We start from the raw sequence: 15,642 nt of genomic DNA on the forward strand, positions 1-15,642 counted from the left end.
TCATGCCAGCCATGGCACGTTTGTGATACCTTGTTGGCACTTAAAAATGCTGCATGAGTTAGTTGCAATTTATGGATGTCAATCAGCGTATTATTTCCCGCCTAGCCACCGAGCTAAGCGTAAGACCCGAACAAGTCGCCGCCACGGTAGAGCTGCTGGATGGCGGTGCCACCGTGCCGTTTATTGCCCGTTACCGTAAAGAAGTCACCGGTGCGCTGGACGATATTCAACTACGCCAACTGGATGAGCGCCTGCGCTACCTGCGCGAGCTGGAAGAGCGCCGCGCCGCGGTGATCGCCGCCATTGATGAGCAGGGCAAGCTGGATGGCCCGCTGAAAGCAAGTATCGAGGGCGCAGAGACCAAGCAGCGGCTGGAAGATTTATACCTACCCTTCAAGAAGAAGCGCCGTACCAAAGCGCAGATTGCCCGCGAGGCGGGGCTCGAACCACTGGCCGATGCGCTGTTGGCCGACCCGACACTCGACCCCGAAAGCGAAGCTGGCAACTACCTGCGACCGGCAGAGGACGATATCCCTGCCATCGAGGATGCCAAGGCCGCGCTGGATGGCGCCAAGCAGATATTGATGGAGCGCTTCGCGGAAGACCCCGAACTGATCGGCCTGCTGCGTGAACGACTTTGGCAAGAGGGCGAACTCAGCGCCCGCGTGCTGGAGGGTAAGCAGCAGGAGGGCGCCAAATTCTCCGATTATTTCGAGCACGACGAAAAACTTTCCAAAGCGCCGTCACACCGTGCCCTGGCGATGTTCCGAGCGCGTAATGAAGGCGTGTTGAGCCTGTCGATTCGCCTGCCCGGTGAAGAGGAAGCCCCAGTGCATCCCGCCCAGGTCACGATTGCCAGGCACTTCGGCATCAGCGACCAGGGCCGTGCGGCGGATAAATGGCTCTCTGAAGTGGTGCGCTGGACTTGGCGAGTGAAGCTCTACACTGCGCTTGAGACCGAGCTCCTGGGCCGCTTACGTGAACAGGCAGAGCTCACCGCCATTGAAGTGTTCGCGGCAAATCTAAAAGACCTGCTGCTAGCCGCACCGGCGGGGCAGAAAGTGACGCTTGCCATCGACCCCGGTCAGCGCACCGGCTGTAAGGTCGCAGTGATCGATGCCACCGGGCAGTTTGTCGACCACACCACCATCTACCCGCACGCGCCACAAAACCGCTGGGACGAGTCCCTCAGCGTGCTCGCTAAATTAGCGAAACAGCATGGCGTGCAATTAATTGCCGTGGGTAATGGCACCGCCAGCCGCGAAACCGATAAGCTGGCGGGCGAGTTGCTTAAAGCCCTGGCGCCTGAGTATCGCTTAAGTAAAGTGATGGTCTCGGAAGCGGGGGCGTCAGTTTACTCTGCGTCCGAGTACGCTTCGCGGGAAATGCCTGATCTGGATGTCACCGTGCGTGGTGCTGTCTCCATCGGCCGTCGCCTCCAAGATCCGCTGGCCGAGCTGGTGAAAATCGAACCCAAATCCATCGGTGTGGGTCAGTACCAGCACGATGTTTCCCAGGTACAGCTATCGCGTAGCCTGGAAGTCGTGATTGAAGACTGTGTAAACGCTGTCGGCGTCGATCTGAACACCGCCTCCAGTGCACTGCTTTCGCGAGTGGCGGGGTTAAGTGCTGCGTTGGCCGAAAATATCGTTGCTCAGCGCAACGTCAAGGGCGCCTTCAAGAGCCGTAAAGAGCTGCTAGAAGTTAGCCGACTGGGCGCGAAAACCTTTGAACAGTGCGCTGGTTTCCTGCGCATTCACAATGCCGACAACCCCCTGGATGCCAGCGCCGTTCACCCTGAGGCCTACCCCTTGGTAGAGCGAATCGCCAAGCAGAGCGGTCGGGAAGTTCGCGGTTTGATCGGCGATAGCGCTGCGCTAAAAGCGTTAAAGCCTGCCGACTTTGCCGATGAGCGCTTTGGTGTGCCCACGGTGAGCGATATCTTGAAAGAGCTGGATAAGCCTGGCCGCGATCCGCGCCCAGAATTTAAAGCCGCCGAGTTCCGCGAAGGGGTCGAAACACTTAACGATCTTAAACCTTCAATGGTGCTCGAAGGCACGGTCACTAACGTGACACACTTTGGTGCTTTTGTGGATATCGGTGTCCATCAGGATGGCTTGGTGCATATCTCAGCACTGTCGGACCGCTTTATCGACGACCCACGCAGTGTGGTCAAGGCGGGGGATATTGTGACGGTTAAAGTCATGAGCATTGATATTCCCCGCAAGCGGGTTGGGCTATCCATGCGTCTGGATGATCAGCCGGAGGCTGAAAACGATACTAGGGGCGGTGCTAACAAAAACAATGGCTCGCCTACGGATCAGCATAATGCAAACCGTAAATCGTCTCGCGGCCAGCGTCATAGCGCTAAGCCTGCTGAAGCGGAAGCGCCCATGGGCGCGCTCGGTGCTGCGTTGCTAAAAGCACGCGGCGGCAAATAGTCGCGCGCCTTAAAATAGCTGTACCTTGAAAAAAGCCATATCTTGAAAAAAACACGGTTGCCGCCATATCCTGTTTTCTATTTTGAGACAGCGATGATGGCGATGCCACCTGACTACACCAAGGTCCGCTCACAGCGGGCTTTACTGACAAGGAGTGTTCACCTTGCCTGAACCACTCACTGTGCCATCCGCGCTGACCGCGCAAGTTGAACGCCTAATCCCCAGCGCGCGCCTTGGTCGGTTGGGCCGCCTGCGTCGTGGGCTTGAAAAAGAGGGGCTGCGGGTTGATGCCAATGGACACATTGCCCAAACGCCGCACCCGCATGCCTTAGGCTCTAAATTAACGCATCCGCATATCACTACCGACTACTCAGAGTCGTTGCTTGAGTACATCACGCCGGTTTACTCCGACCCGAGTGAAGCGCTGTCGTTTCTGTCTGACCTGCATACCTTTACTTATCACCACCTGCAGGATGAATGGATCTGGCCTGGCAGTATGCCATCACGGCTCTCAGGTAATGACAGCGTGCCGATTGCCGATTACGGCTGCTCCAATGTGGGCACCATGAAGCATGTTTACCGCAAAGGGCTAGACATGCGCTACGGCCGCATCATGCAGGCGATTGCCGGCGTTCACTACAACGTATCGTTGCCCGATGACATGTGGCACGCCCTGCGTGAGCTGGAAAAAGCCACCAACATCCCATTTAACGATTACCGCTCCACTCGCTATTTCGGCATGATCCGCCACTTCCGCCGCCATAGTTGGCTGTTGCTGTATCTTTTCGGCGCTTCACCCGCCATCGATAAAAGTTTTTTGCCTGACGACAAAAAAGTGCCTGAAAAGCTGCAGTCACTCAGCGACGACACCTATTTTGCGCCCTACGCGACGACGCTACGTATGTCCGATCTGGGCTATCAAAACAAGGTTCAGTCGCAGCTCAAAATTTGTTTTAACTCGCTATCGAATTACGTCAATACCCTGCGTCATGCCATCTCGTCGCCATGGCCGGACTACGAGAAAATGGGCGTTAATGTTGATGGCGAATGGCGCCAGCTAAACGCCAATATTCTGCAGATCGAAAACGAGTACTACAGTGATATTCGCCCCAAGCGTGTCGCCAAGCACAACGAAACCCCCAGCCAGGCCCTCGAAGCCCGCGGTGTGGAGTACATCGAAGTGCGCTGTCTCGATCTCAATCCTTTCGACCCTCTCGGCGTAACCGAAACCCAGATGCGCTTTGTGGACACCTTCTTGATGTGGTGCCTACTCAGCGACAGCCCCTGGATCTCCGATGAAGAGTGTGACCGCTTGGACGACAACCGTCGCTGGGTAGTCGAGCGTGGCCGCGACCCTGCGCTTAAGCTGTTTAATCATGGTGAAGCGACGTCGGTGCGTGAATGGGGCGAACAAATATTTGCCGAGATGGGTGAAGTCGCCCGCCTATTAGATGCCGTCGAAGAGGGAAGCCCTCATGCTGACGCACTGGCAGAACTCGCTCCACGCCTAGCAGACCCTTCGCTAACGCCATCAGCACAGGTGCTCGAACGGCTCAAAGCGAACGGCGGCTCGCTAAGTGATTTAATGCTTAGCCTGGCCCAGGAGCAGGCGGAGCAGCTGAAAGCAGAACCTATGCAGCGCAGCCGTGAAGCGCTACTTGCTCAACTGATTGAAACCTCGCACCAGCAGCAGCGCGATATTGAAGCCGCTGATAATGAAACCTTTGAAGCGTTTCTAGAGGCTTATTTCGCCAAGGCGCGCGAGTCCCGGGCCTTGTCCGCGTTGCCATCTGAGGCTCATCAATGATCCTGCCTACATATCGTTCGGTTGCCCTGGCCGGTTTGGCCTTCTGCGTTTTAATGATGGCGGTGGCGCTTGGCCTGGAGCATATCGGTGGGTTTGAGCCTTGCCCGCTATGCATCTTCCAGCGTGTCGCGGTGATCGCGGCGGGCATTGTGTTTGCCATTGCCGCCATTCATAGCCCGGCCGGGCGGGTCGGTAAAGTAATTTACGGAGTGCTGGCGCTGGCTGCCGTAGGCACCGGTGCCTTTATCGCCGGGCGTCATGTGTGGCTGCAAGGCTTGCCTGCCGATGAGGTGCCTTCCTGCGGCCCTGGGCTTGATTACATGATGGACATCCTGCCCATGCAGGAGGTGGTGGCCATGGTGCTGACCGGCTCGGGGGAGTGCGCTAATATCGATTTCTCGCTGTTAGGCCTCTCGCTACCCGCCTGGACGCTGATCGGTTTTGCCATTCTGGCCATCGCCCCGTTACGGATGCTGTTTTTTAAAAGCCGGGGTTAGCCGTAAGGCAGCTATAAGGAGATCGGCATGCTTTATCGACATTTCACGACTCAGGAAGAGATCGACCGCGCCTACGACCCGATGATGGGGCGAGACCCGTTGGTGTTGGTAAAGGCGTGGCGTGAGCGCAGCGCAGCATCAAGAGCCAACCATCGCACAACGCTCGATCTGCCTTATGGTCCAACGCTTGCTGAGCGCATGGATATCTTTCATGCCGATGCACCTCATGCTGATGCATCTCATGACGAGCATCCAAAAGCCCCGGTGCATGTGTTCTTCCACGGCGGCTATTGGCGCTCGCTGAGCCATCGTGAATTCAGCTTTATTGTCGATGATCTGGTAAAAGCCGGTATCACTGTCGCGGTGGTTAACTACGCGCTCTGCCCGCAGGTACGCTTTAGCGAGCTGGTACGGCAGAGTCAGGCCGCGATTGCCTACCTCTACAAGCATGCCCCTGAAGTGGGTGTCGATCCGGAACAGCTAAGTATTTCGGGACATTCGGCGGGCGGGCATCTCTGCGCCATGCTGATGTCGACGGATTGGGAAGGTGCCTTTGGGTTGCCAAATCAACTGATTCGCGGCGCGCTCTGTATCAGCGGATTATACGACCTACGGCCATTTCCATGGTCGTGGCTACAGCCCAAGCTTCAGCTTAGCGGTCGCGATGTGCAGGAGTTCAGCCCGTTATGGTTGCCGTGCCGGGTGCCTGCGCCTATTAAGCTGGTGGCTGGAGCAGGGGAGTCTGAAGAGTTTGAGTGGCAAATGAGCAGCTACGCTGAGCATTTGAGCAAGCAAGGCCAAACAGTGACTCAGCAGCTACTTCCTGACGTAGACCACTTCTCGATTCTTGAGCACTATCTAAACGATGACTGCTTCGTTGAGTGGATTAAAGCGTTTCACGCCTAAACACCCAGGTATCGGTCGCGAATAGCGCTGTCCAGCGCGGCGGGCTTGCCGTCCCACACCGTGCAGCCTTTTTCCAGGATGGTGCAGCGGTCAGCGATGGGCAGGATTTCGCTTAACGACTTATCGACCAGCAGGGTAGCCTGCCCCTGCTCCTTGAGCAGACGAATCGCCCGCCAGATTTCCTGGCGAATCACCGGTGCCAGACCCTCGGTGGCCTCATCCAGCACCAGCAGGCGCGGGTTGGTCATTAGCGCACGGCCAATGGCCAGCATCTGCTGTTCGCCGCCAGAGAGCGTTTTGGCCATTTGTGCGCGGCGCTCTTCCAGGCGCGGAAATAATGTTTCCACTTTCTCCAGCGTCCACTCGCCCGGGCGGGCCGTGACCAGCAGGTTTTCGCGTACCGATAGGTTAGGAAAGCAGCGACGACCCTCCGGCACCAAGCCAAGCCCCGCCTTGGCGATGCGGTAAGCGGGCAGACGACGTATGTTCTGCGACTCGAACACAATTGTGCCGCGGCTAGCTGGGGTCAGCCCAAAGATCGAGCGGATAGTGGTGGTCTTGCCCATGCCATTGCGGCCCATCAAGGCAACCATTTCACCGGCCGCGACCTCGAACGTCACGCCGAATAGCGCCTGGGAAGGGCCATAAAACGTCTCAATATCAGCAACTTTAAGCATCAGAATCTCCCAGGTAAGCTTCCCGAACGCGCGGGTCCTGCTTAATTGTCTGGCTGTCGCCATGGGCGATGACGCTGCCAGAGACCAGCACCGAAATACGGTCAGCCAAACGAAAGACCGCTTCCATATCGTGTTCGATCAGAAGAATGGGCACTTCCAGCTTCAGTGCCTCGAGCAGCTCGGTTAGCTTTGCTGAACCCTCTGGGCCCAGGCCCGCCATGGGCTCATCCAGCAGCAGGGCGCGAGGCTTAAGTGCCAGAGCGCAGGCGACTTCCACCTGGCGACGCTCGCCGTGGGAAAGCTCGAATACCGGTGTCCAGGCGCGGTGGCTGAGCTGCATCCGTTCCAGCGCCTCATAAGCTGGCTTTAGCAGCTGTTGATCCCTGGCGACGGGTTTCCAGAACCGAAAACTGTGACTCTGAAGCGCTTGAACGCCCATCATCACATTGCGCATCACCGAAAGCGGCTCAGCCAGCGATGACACCTGAAAGCTCCGTCCCAGCCCAAGACGTGCGCGCTCGGCTATGCTCATAGTGGTGATATCGGTGTCAGCTAGATAGACGCGGCCCTCGTCGGGGCGCAGGCTACCGGCAATCTGCCCGATCAGCGTCGATTTACCCGCGCCGTTGGGGCCAATCAGGGCATGGATTTCACCTGGCCTAAGATCCAGCGAGACATCGTTGGTCGCCTGTAACGCGCCAAAACGCTTATGCAAATTTTGCAGTGAAAGGATAGCGTCACTCATTGCGCTCACTCCCTGCCAGCCAACCCATGACACCGTGCTTGGCAAAAAGCACGACGCCAAGCAGCACCAGCCCCAAAAAGAGCTGCCAGTACTCGGTGATTCCACCTAGCAAAGTTTCCATCATCACAAACAGCACCGCCCCGGCCAGCGGGCCATAAAGGCGCCCCACACCCCCCAGGATGACGATCACCATTAGCTCGCCGGAGAAGTGCCAACTGAGCATCGACGGGCTGACGAACCCGTTCAGGTCCGCGTAAAGCGCTCCAGCAAGCCCGGTAATCGCCGCAGAGATAACAAAAGCTACCAGACGAATGGGATACGGGCTGACCCCCGCCGTTGCCAGTCGTACGTCATTCAGCCGAGCCATGGTCAGCGCGGCGCCAAAGCGCGATTTCATCAGCCGCGAAGTCAGCGCCATCGCAAACACCAGCCCGGTGAAACAGATGAGGAAATAGGTCAACGCATCCGTGCTATCAACCAGAGGCAGGGTGTTGCGTATGTAAATAGGCAATCCATCCTGACCGCCGTAGGTGGGCCAGGAGTTGGCAAAGTAGTAGATCATCTGAGCAAAGGCGAGGGTGATCATAATGAAGTAGACCCCGGTGGTGCGCAGCGAAATGGCGCCGATCGCCAGAGCCAGCAGGGCGCACAGAACCACAGCGGCCAGCCATACTACCAACAGGCTATCGCTGCCCGGCACGCTGAAGGGCCAGCTCATGAAGGGCGTCAAGTCGAAGGCATGGTAGGCGCTGATGCCTGCCACATAGCCACCCAGACCAAAATAGGCTGCATGACCGAAGCTCACCATGCCGCCATAGCCAATTGCCAGGTTGAGCCCGACGGCCGCCATGGCAATGATGGTGACTCGCGAGGCCAGATTGACGTAATAGGTGTGACCCAAAAAATAGGCCGCCACAGGCAGTAACAGCAGCAGGCCGAGCAGAATCATCTGGACCAGGCCTTTGCGGTCGAAGTGGCTATCCGCGTCGGTGACTGGCGCAGCGTTCTTGGAAAGGGAAGTGGTATTAGTCATTGGCAGCAAACAGTCCCTTGGGCTTGAACGCGAGGATGACGGCCATGAGGATATAGATCAGCATCGCAGCCAGTGAAGAACCGACCCCAGTGGCTTCGGAAGGCGGCATGAATGTTTGGAAAAACAGCGGCAGGTAGACGCGCCCCAAGGTATCGACAACCCCCACCAGCAGCGCCCCGAACAGCGCGCCCTTGATCGAGCCGATACCGCCGATCACGATGACCACGAAGGCCAGAATCAGCACCGGCTCGCCCATGCCTACTTGAACCGACTGCAGCGCACCAACCAATGCACCGGCTAAGCCTGCCAAGCCCGCGCCCAAGGCAAACACGACGGTATACAACTTTGAAATATTCACCCCCAGCGCACCAATCATTTCGCGGTCACTTTCTCCGGCCCGAATGCGCATGCCTAAGCGCGTTTTCGAGATCAAAACGTAAAGGGCAATCGAAATAACAATGCCCACGCCAATCAGCATTAGTCGGTAGATGGGATAGCGAGTATCGCCGGGCAGGGTAACAAACCCGGTTAGCCAGGAAGGCGGGCTGAGCCGCATCGGCGACGAACCGAAAATCCAGCGCGTGCCTTCGGAAAAAATCAGTATCAGTGCAAAGGTCGCCAATACCTGGTCAAGGTGAGGGCGGTGATAAAGTCGACGTATCACCAGCAACTCTACCAACGCGCCGACCATCGCGGCGGCAGCCATGCCAGCCCCAAGGCCAATTAAAAATGAGCCCGTTGAAGCAGTGACCGCCGCCGTGGCGTAGGCCCCCACCATATAAAAAGAGCCGTGGGCAAGATTGATTAGCCCCATCACCCCGAACACCAGGGTGAGGCCGCTGGCCATCAAAAACAGCATCGTGCCTAGCTGAACGCCGTTAAGTAGTTGCTCGATTAGCAGGGTAACGGACACGTTGGTTAACCTTGACGAAGGTGAAGAGAAATGGCTGGGTGCACGCACCCAGCCGAGGCCAGCTTACATTTCGCACTGCTCGTAGTAGACATCCTGGATATCTTCAATCGCCACACCGATCAGGCGATTGGTGGGCTCGCCATCATCACCTTCCACCACTTCACGTACATAAATATCCTGGATGGGATGCTGGTTGGGGCCAAAGCGGAACTCACCGCGCACGCTATCAAAGTCAGCGGCCCGCAGTGCTTCGCGGAAGGCATCTTTGTCATCGGGGTGGGCAGTTTCCAACGCGCTGAGAATCAGGTTGGCGGTGTCGTAACCTTGTGCCGCGTAGAGCGTCGGCATGCGGTCATAGGCGGCTTGGAAGCCCTCTACAAAGCGGTCGTTGGCTTCATTCTCCAGGTCGTAGGCCCATAGCGAAGTGTTGCGTGCACCAATCGCTGCACTGCCTACCGCTTTGATAAGAATTTCATCAAACGAGAACGCCGCGCCAAAGATCGGCATGTCAACGCCCGAGCTTTCCCACTGCTTCATGAACGAGATACCCATGCCGCCAGGTAAGAAGAAGAACAGGCTGTCGGCATCGCTATCGCGAATCTGGGCGATTTCAGCCGCATAGTCGGTCTGACCCATTTGGGTGTAAAGCTCGCCAACGACCTCACCTTCATAAAGGTGCTTGAAGCCCGCGAGCGCATCGGTACCCGCCGGATAGTTGGGGGCCATAATGATCGGGCGCTCATAGCCCTGTTCGCGCATATAGGCGCCCATGGCGCCATGCAGGTTGTCGTTCTGATAGGCCACGTTGAAGTAGTTCTCGTGGCACATACGACCAGCCAGGTCGGAAGGGCCCGCATTGGGGGAGAGGTAGAAGGTGCCTTGGCGGGTAACGGAAGGCACCACCGCCATCGCCAGGTTGGACCAGATGATGCCGGTGAGAATATCAACGTCATCACGCTGTATAAATTCATTGGACAAACTGCGCGCCAAGTCAGGGCGTCTAGCATCATCCTGAATCAACACTTCCACATCGTCGCGGCCAGACTGCTCCAGCGCCAGCATGAAGCCGTCGCGAACGTCCACGCCCAGATGCGAGCCGCCGCCTGAAAGGGTGGTGATCATGCCAATTTTGACGTCTTCAGCTTGCGCGGTCAGCACGCTTGAAGAGAGCAGTAAGCCAAGGCCAAAGCGGGATATCATTTTCATAGTGAGTTCCTTGTTTTAATTAACCCTTGCCGCATTTTTAACGAACATTATCTTGCTGAAAACTATCGTTTAGAACAACAAAAGCTGCGACTATTTGGTCGCTGCTCGATTAGAACAAGCCATGTTATAGCCTATCGAGAAAGTGGTGTCGTCATAAGGGACGGCCCGGTGAGTTATTTGCCCGGCATACTTACATACGGCTTTGCTCGCAATGCTGGTGCTAAAGTGAGAGCATCATTTCAGTCAGGGTTAAGTCATGACGATTAGCATGAAAACGCTAGTTAGTAGGCATAGAAGAAAGGGTTATTATTAATGAACCTTTCGTACCAAGGAAACCGCACCCGCTGGGATTGACAGAGGTAGGTGGAGGCGCGACTCTAAGCCTATTCGTTATTTAGACCGGCTAATGGTCGTTAAATCGGTGAGTTTAAGGAGAAACCCCATGCTCGAAGATTGCAAAAATGCCCTGGAGCGCTGGGGAGGCGTACATACCCTGATCGACCGCTGGCTGGATCAGCGTCGTCAGCTGTTAGTCAGCTTCATTGAGCTGAAAGAGGCATGTGACGCTGAACTGGAAGCGGTGAGCAAATCACCTATTGATGCCTTCAGCGAGCTATTGATGGATTACATCAGCGCTGGGCACTTCGAAATCTATCCTCAGCTGTCGGAAGAGGCGCAGGCCTTTGGCGATGATGCTGCGCTGGTTATCGCAGAGAAGCTGCTTGAGCGTCTGGAAATGTCAACCGAGATGGTTCTGGAGTTTGATACCGATTTCGGCTCTACCCTTAGCTGCGAGCAAAATATTGCCCGTTTGCCTGCCTGGATCGACCGTCTGGCGCGTGGCCTTACCGAACGCTTCGCGCTGGAAGACCAGCTGATCGCGCGCTTGCACGCCGCCCATAGCCCCGAGCACGCCAAAGCCCCCGCTTAACGAATCACTATCGTCCGGTAGGAGCGCAATTCATTGCGCGATCAGCAAGGATCGGAGCGCCGAGTGTGAGTGCTACACGATGGCCTGATCGCCCGACAAGTCGGGCTCCAGGGGCTGGGTGTCATCGCCGTTTACCCCCGATCACCAGCATGCAGGGGGTAAGCAGCAGCGTTAGTGCGGTGCCGAAGGTGAGGCCGCCAGCGATGGCGCTCGACATTTGCGTCCACCACTGGGCGGAGGGCGCATTAAAGCCAAGGGCAGGGGTAAACAGATCGACATTGATCCCCAGCACCATCGGCATCAGACCTAACACCGTGGTAATCGCCGTTAACAGCACCGGGCGAAGGCGTAAGCAACCCGCTTCCAGGGCGGCCTCGCCGGGCGTCATGCCTTGGCCGCGCAGCTCGTTGTAGGTGTCGATCAACACGATATTGTTATTCACCACGATACCCGCCAGGGCAATCACGCCCATCCCCACCATGACAATGCCGAAAGCTTGGCCGGTAATCAGCAGGCCCATCAGCACACCCGCGGTGGAGAACACAATCGCCGAAAGCACCAATCCCGCCTGATAGAAACTGTTGAACTGAGTGACCAGAATCAGCGCCATCAGGCCAATAGCAATCATGAACGCGCTGGCCAGGAACTGCATCGACTCCTGCTGATCCTCCTGCTCGCCAGCCACATTGACCATTAAGCCGTCAGGCAGGCTATCGCGACCTGCCTCTAGCAGCGCACGCAGGCGCTCATCGGCAAGAAAGCCGGGAGCGAGATCCGCATCGATGGTAATCGCCCGGCGGCCGTCGATACGGTTAAGGGTGCCCACCTTGGGTGCCGGTTCAAGGGTCACAAAGTGCGAGATAGGCACCTGACCCCGCTGGGTGTTGATGGTCAAGCGCTCTAACTGATCCAGGGAGCGCCAGTTTTGCGGCAGGCGAACGCGGATATCCACTTCGTCACTGACTTCGGGCGGGCGATAGCTCGCCACCTGCAGGCCCGTGGTCAGCAGTTGCACCGCGCTACCGATGGTCGTGACATCGGTGCCCATGCGCGCCGCGGCTTCGCGGTCCACATTCACCTGCCACTCCACGCCGGGTAGGCTGCGGTTATCCTGAATGTCGGTAAAACCACCCAGTTCACGCATTAATTGGGCTAACTGGTTAACGCCTGCATCAGCGACGTCAGGATTCGTAGCGCTCACCTCCAGTACGATGGGTTTTCCGCCGCCAGGGCCCATTTCCTGCTCCTGGAACTCCAGGGTAATGCCGGGAATATCCCGAGCGCGCTCGGCCATATCATCCAGAATAGCCTGGGCAGGGCGCCGCTCATGCCAGTCGATAAACTGGAACTGCAGCATGCCAATCACATCACTACCCATCTGCTCGTTAGGCACTGCAAACGAGCGCGCATAAAGCGCTCTCACTTCGCTCATGCCGGATAGCTTCGCCTCTACCCGCTGGACGATGGCATCGGTCTCCACGGCGGAGAAGTCGCCGCGGGCGCGTACCAATACCTGGGCACTATCAGGCTCTACGTTGGGGAAAAAGTCGACACCGTGGTTGAAACGCGCATAGCCGGTATACAGCAACACCATCAATAACACGGTGACCAGCAGCACCCAGGCAGGGTGCTTAAGCAGTCTGGTCAGCAGGTGGCGATAGCCGCGCCCGAAGGAGGTTGTGGCCTCTTCATTGTTAGCCGTTGATTGTTTCGTGTCGGTGCGGGTAAACAAGCACCCTAAGGTAGGCAAGAACACCAGCGCCATGGCCAGCGATGCCAGCAGGCATAGAATCACCGTAGCGGGCAGGTACTTCATAAACTGACCGACCACGCCGGGCCAGAACAGCAGGGGAATAAAAACCGCTAGCGTAGTGGCCGTCGAGGCAATCACCGGCCAACTCATTCGCGAGGCAGCATTGAGCCATGCTTGATGGGGCGTTTGACCATCGTGGAGATAGCGGTCGGCAAGTTCACTCACCACAATCGCACCGTCGACCAACATACCAGCCACTAAAATCAGCGCAAACAGCACCACGATATTGAGCGTAAACCCAAATGCCCACACCAGCAGGATGCCGGTCAAGAAGGCGCCGGGGATGGTCAGGCCTACCAACAGTGCCATGCGCCAGCCCATCACCGCGACCACCACAATCAGTACCAGTACCACGGCGGTGAGTACGTTGTTGAGCAGCTCGGAGAGCATATTTTCAACGGTGGTCGACTCATCGAGAATAGTGGTGAAGCGAAGCTGCTCGGGCAATAAATCATCGGCTTCTGCCAGGCGCTCACGTACCGCGCCAATGGTGGCGATGATATTGGCCCCGGCACGTTTGGAAACTTCCAGTACCACCGCAAGCTGATCATCAATACGGGCAAAGCCTTCGGGGTCTTTGTAGGTAGGGTTGATCCACGCCACATCACCAAAGGTGACGACGCGATCCTCATCCACCTTGACCGGCATATTCATGACATCGTCAAGGGACTCAATAATGCCGGGGACTTTTAAGGCCAAGCGCCCCGCGCCAGTATCCAAACTGCCTGCTGCCACCAAGCGGTTATTGCGCGACACCTGGTTGAACAGCGTGTCGAAATCGACCCCATAGCTCTCGAGCACCAGCGGATCTACGACGATTTCCAGCAGGTCTTCCCGCTCACCGGCTATGTCCACTTCCAGCACATCGGCGATGCCTTCGATCTCCTCCTGCAGTCGCCGGGCAATCGTCATGCGTTCGCGGGTATCCAGTTGCCCGGAGAGGCCGATAGTCAATACCGGAAATTCCGAGACGTTGACTTCCATGACTCGTGGCTCATCGGCCTCGTCAGGCAGCTCGCTACGGGCGATATCCACGCGATCACGCACGTCGGTCAGCGCGGTATCGGGGTCAAAGCCAGGGTCGAACTCCAGCGTAATCGAGCCATGGCCTTCGCTGGACTGGGCGGTAAACTTGCGCAGTCCTTCAATGCCGCGCAGTTCCTGCTCCATGGGGCGGATCAGCAGCCGCTCGCCATCCTCGGGGCTCACACCCTCCAACGACAGCGAAACGTAAATCATTGGAATGGTGACGTCGGGGTTGGCTTCTTTAGGGATCATCTGCCAGGCAGCGATGCCCGCCAGCAGCAGGCTCACCAACAGAAGAAGTGTCGTGCGGGTGTGGTCTAGCGCCGCATTAATCAACTGGCGCATGAACGCTTTCCTGTCCGGCTTGCGGTTGCGAAATAATGGCGTCTTCAGCAGGTACCGGTGTCACCGTTTCGCCGATATCCACCATGCCCGCGCCTAGCGTAATGAGGCGCAGCGGGTCGGGTAGGCCGGTTACATAGGCGCGCTGTATATCGGCGCTCACCAGTTCGATGGCGGTCTGCTGTACCTGATCGTCCTCATCCAGATGTTTGACGGCCAGTTGGCCCTCACTGTTCAAACTGAGCAGGGCGGGTGACAGGGTGTGCACCTGGCGGGGCGGCAGCGTAATTGTCAGTTCCGCGCTACCACCGGCAAGACGTTTACCCGCCGGGTTATCCAGCGTGGCTTCGATATAAAAGGTACGCGTGGCCTCTTCTGCGCGGTGGCTGATAAAAGTCAGCTCGCCTTCAAGGTGGTCGCCATTGAGTAATCGTGCGGTGACAGGCAATCCCTCGCTCAAATCGCCTACCTGCTGCTGAGACACCCAGGCGGCGCCCTTCAAGCGGCGGTCGTCCACCAACTGGGCCCACTCTTCTCCGGGCTGTAACAGGTCGCCTACCTCTACCTGCACGCGATCGATCACACCATCAAAAGGCGCATTGGGGCGGCTGTCATCCAGTTGCTTCTGCAGTTGGGCCACCGAGGCGGCGCTGGCGCTGAGAGAACTCTGCAGGCGCAAAAGCTCGGGCTGCGAAATCAGCTCCCGCTGGCGCAGGTTGCGTGCCCCGGCATACTCCGCTTCAGCCACCGCTAGCTCGTCCCGGGCCTGCTGCAGTTGTTCAGGCAGGGCGTCGTTATCCAGTACCAGCAGCGTATCGCCCGCCTTAACGCGGCTACCTTGGGCAACCGGCTTTTCGGCCACAAAGCCTGCGACGTTGGCACGCAGGGTGGTTTCGCGTTCAGCGGTCAACTGGCCTTGAATGATCTGTTGGGGAATAAACGGCGTACTCTGCTGTTCTACCACTTCGACCCGTGGCCCCGATTCGTTACGGGGGGCAGCTTCCGGTGCCGTGGTCTGAAAACGCTGAAAATTACCAAAAGCGAGCCATATCACCAACGCCAGCACCAGTAGGCTAGCCAAGGCATAAGAGAAGGGAATTCGTCGCATGGGGGCGTCCATGTCCTTAGCATTACAAGAAAGGAGGGCATTAAGCCGAAGATACCATAGCGCAACTCGGCCTTTGCAGCGAGTGGCAGGCCGCGACGAGAATGGTAGGTACGGTAAATGGGTAGTCGTCTCTTGTCTGATTGAGTTTTTGCCCAACTGGGCATACCATCTTTGCGTCTTGAGTTCTGTTGAGCCAC

12 protein-coding genes are annotated in these 15,642 nt (G+C 57.3%); 5 read left to right on the forward strand and 7 right to left on the reverse strand.

Features of this window, described 5'->3' with window-relative positions; genetic code table 11:
- Nucleotides 1-71: 71 nt before the first annotated feature.
- From V8L70_RS13890 to V8L70_RS13905, 4 genes are all read left to right on the forward strand, one after another.
- Nucleotides 72-2,441, forward strand: coding sequence for a Tex family protein (locus tag V8L70_RS13890; protein WP_336269739.1), 2,370 nt, complete (start codon nucleotides 72-74; stop codon nucleotides 2,439-2,441).
- Nucleotides 2,442-2,604: 163 nt separating this feature from the next.
- Nucleotides 2,605-4,248, forward strand: a complete 1,644-nt coding sequence (gene gshA, locus V8L70_RS13895; RefSeq protein ID WP_101145319.1) for a glutamate--cysteine ligase — start codon at nucleotides 2,605-2,607, stop codon at nucleotides 4,246-4,248.
- Nucleotides 4,245-4,745 carry a disulfide bond formation protein B gene (locus V8L70_RS13900; protein WP_101145318.1) on the forward strand — a complete coding sequence of 167 codons (501 nt, stop codon included), beginning with the start codon at nucleotides 4,245-4,247 and terminating at the stop codon, nucleotides 4,743-4,745. Before gshA ends, V8L70_RS13900 begins: the two co-directional genes overlap by 4 nt.
- Nucleotides 4,746-4,772: 27 nt before the next feature.
- Nucleotides 4,773-5,651 carry an alpha/beta hydrolase gene (locus tag V8L70_RS13905; RefSeq protein WP_101145317.1) on the forward strand — a complete coding sequence of 293 codons (879 nt, stop codon included), beginning with the start codon at nucleotides 4,773-4,775 and terminating at the stop codon, nucleotides 5,649-5,651.
- Here the strand turns inward: V8L70_RS13905 and V8L70_RS13910 are convergent.
- The 5 genes from V8L70_RS13910 to V8L70_RS13930 form a co-directional block, all read right to left on the reverse strand.
- Entirely contained in the window at nucleotides 5,648-6,328 is a 681-nt protein-coding gene (locus V8L70_RS13910) for an ABC transporter ATP-binding protein (protein ID WP_101145316.1), read from the reverse strand. The two genes, V8L70_RS13905 and V8L70_RS13910, sit on opposite strands and share 4 nt — an antisense overlap.
- Nucleotides 6,321-7,073, reverse strand: a complete 753-nt coding sequence (locus tag V8L70_RS13915; protein WP_101145315.1) for an ABC transporter ATP-binding protein — start codon at nucleotides 7,071-7,073, stop codon at nucleotides 6,321-6,323. The genes V8L70_RS13910 and V8L70_RS13915 overlap by 8 nt, the downstream gene beginning before the upstream one ends.
- Entirely contained in the window at nucleotides 7,066-8,106 is a 1,041-nt protein-coding gene (locus tag V8L70_RS13920; RefSeq protein WP_198555984.1) for a branched-chain amino acid ABC transporter permease, read from the reverse strand. The genes V8L70_RS13915 and V8L70_RS13920 overlap by 8 nt, the downstream gene beginning before the upstream one ends.
- Nucleotides 8,099-9,019, reverse strand: coding sequence for a branched-chain amino acid ABC transporter permease (locus tag V8L70_RS13925; protein ID WP_101145314.1), 921 nt, complete (start codon nucleotides 9,017-9,019; stop codon nucleotides 8,099-8,101). Before V8L70_RS13925 ends, V8L70_RS13920 begins: the two co-directional genes overlap by 8 nt.
- 63 nt (nucleotides 9,020-9,082) lie before the next feature.
- Entirely contained in the window at nucleotides 9,083-10,225 is a 1,143-nt protein-coding gene (locus tag V8L70_RS13930; RefSeq protein WP_101145313.1) for an ABC transporter substrate-binding protein, read from the reverse strand.
- Nucleotides 10,226-10,667: 442 nt separating this feature from the next.
- Here V8L70_RS13930 and rsd point away from each other — a divergent pair, with 442 nt between their 5' ends.
- Entirely contained in the window at nucleotides 10,668-11,156 is a 489-nt protein-coding gene (gene rsd / locus V8L70_RS13935) for a sigma D regulator (protein ID WP_101145312.1), read from the forward strand.
- A gap of 121 nt (nucleotides 11,157-11,277) precedes the next feature.
- Here the strand turns inward: rsd and V8L70_RS13940 are convergent, their stop codons facing one another.
- Nucleotides 11,278-14,340, reverse strand: a complete 3,063-nt coding sequence (locus tag V8L70_RS13940; RefSeq protein ID WP_101145311.1) for an efflux RND transporter permease subunit — start codon at nucleotides 14,338-14,340, stop codon at nucleotides 11,278-11,280.
- Nucleotides 14,324-15,445, reverse strand: coding sequence for an efflux RND transporter periplasmic adaptor subunit (locus V8L70_RS13945; RefSeq protein ID WP_101145310.1), 1,122 nt, complete (start codon nucleotides 15,443-15,445; stop codon nucleotides 14,324-14,326). Before V8L70_RS13945 ends, V8L70_RS13940 begins: the two co-directional genes overlap by 17 nt.
- Between the last annotated feature and the right edge of the window lie 197 nt (nucleotides 15,446-15,642).

Origin of the sequence: Vreelandella arctica, from assembly GCF_037070215.1 — a bacterium.
Classification (GTDB): Bacteria; Pseudomonadota; Gammaproteobacteria; order Pseudomonadales; family Halomonadaceae; genus Vreelandella; species Vreelandella arctica.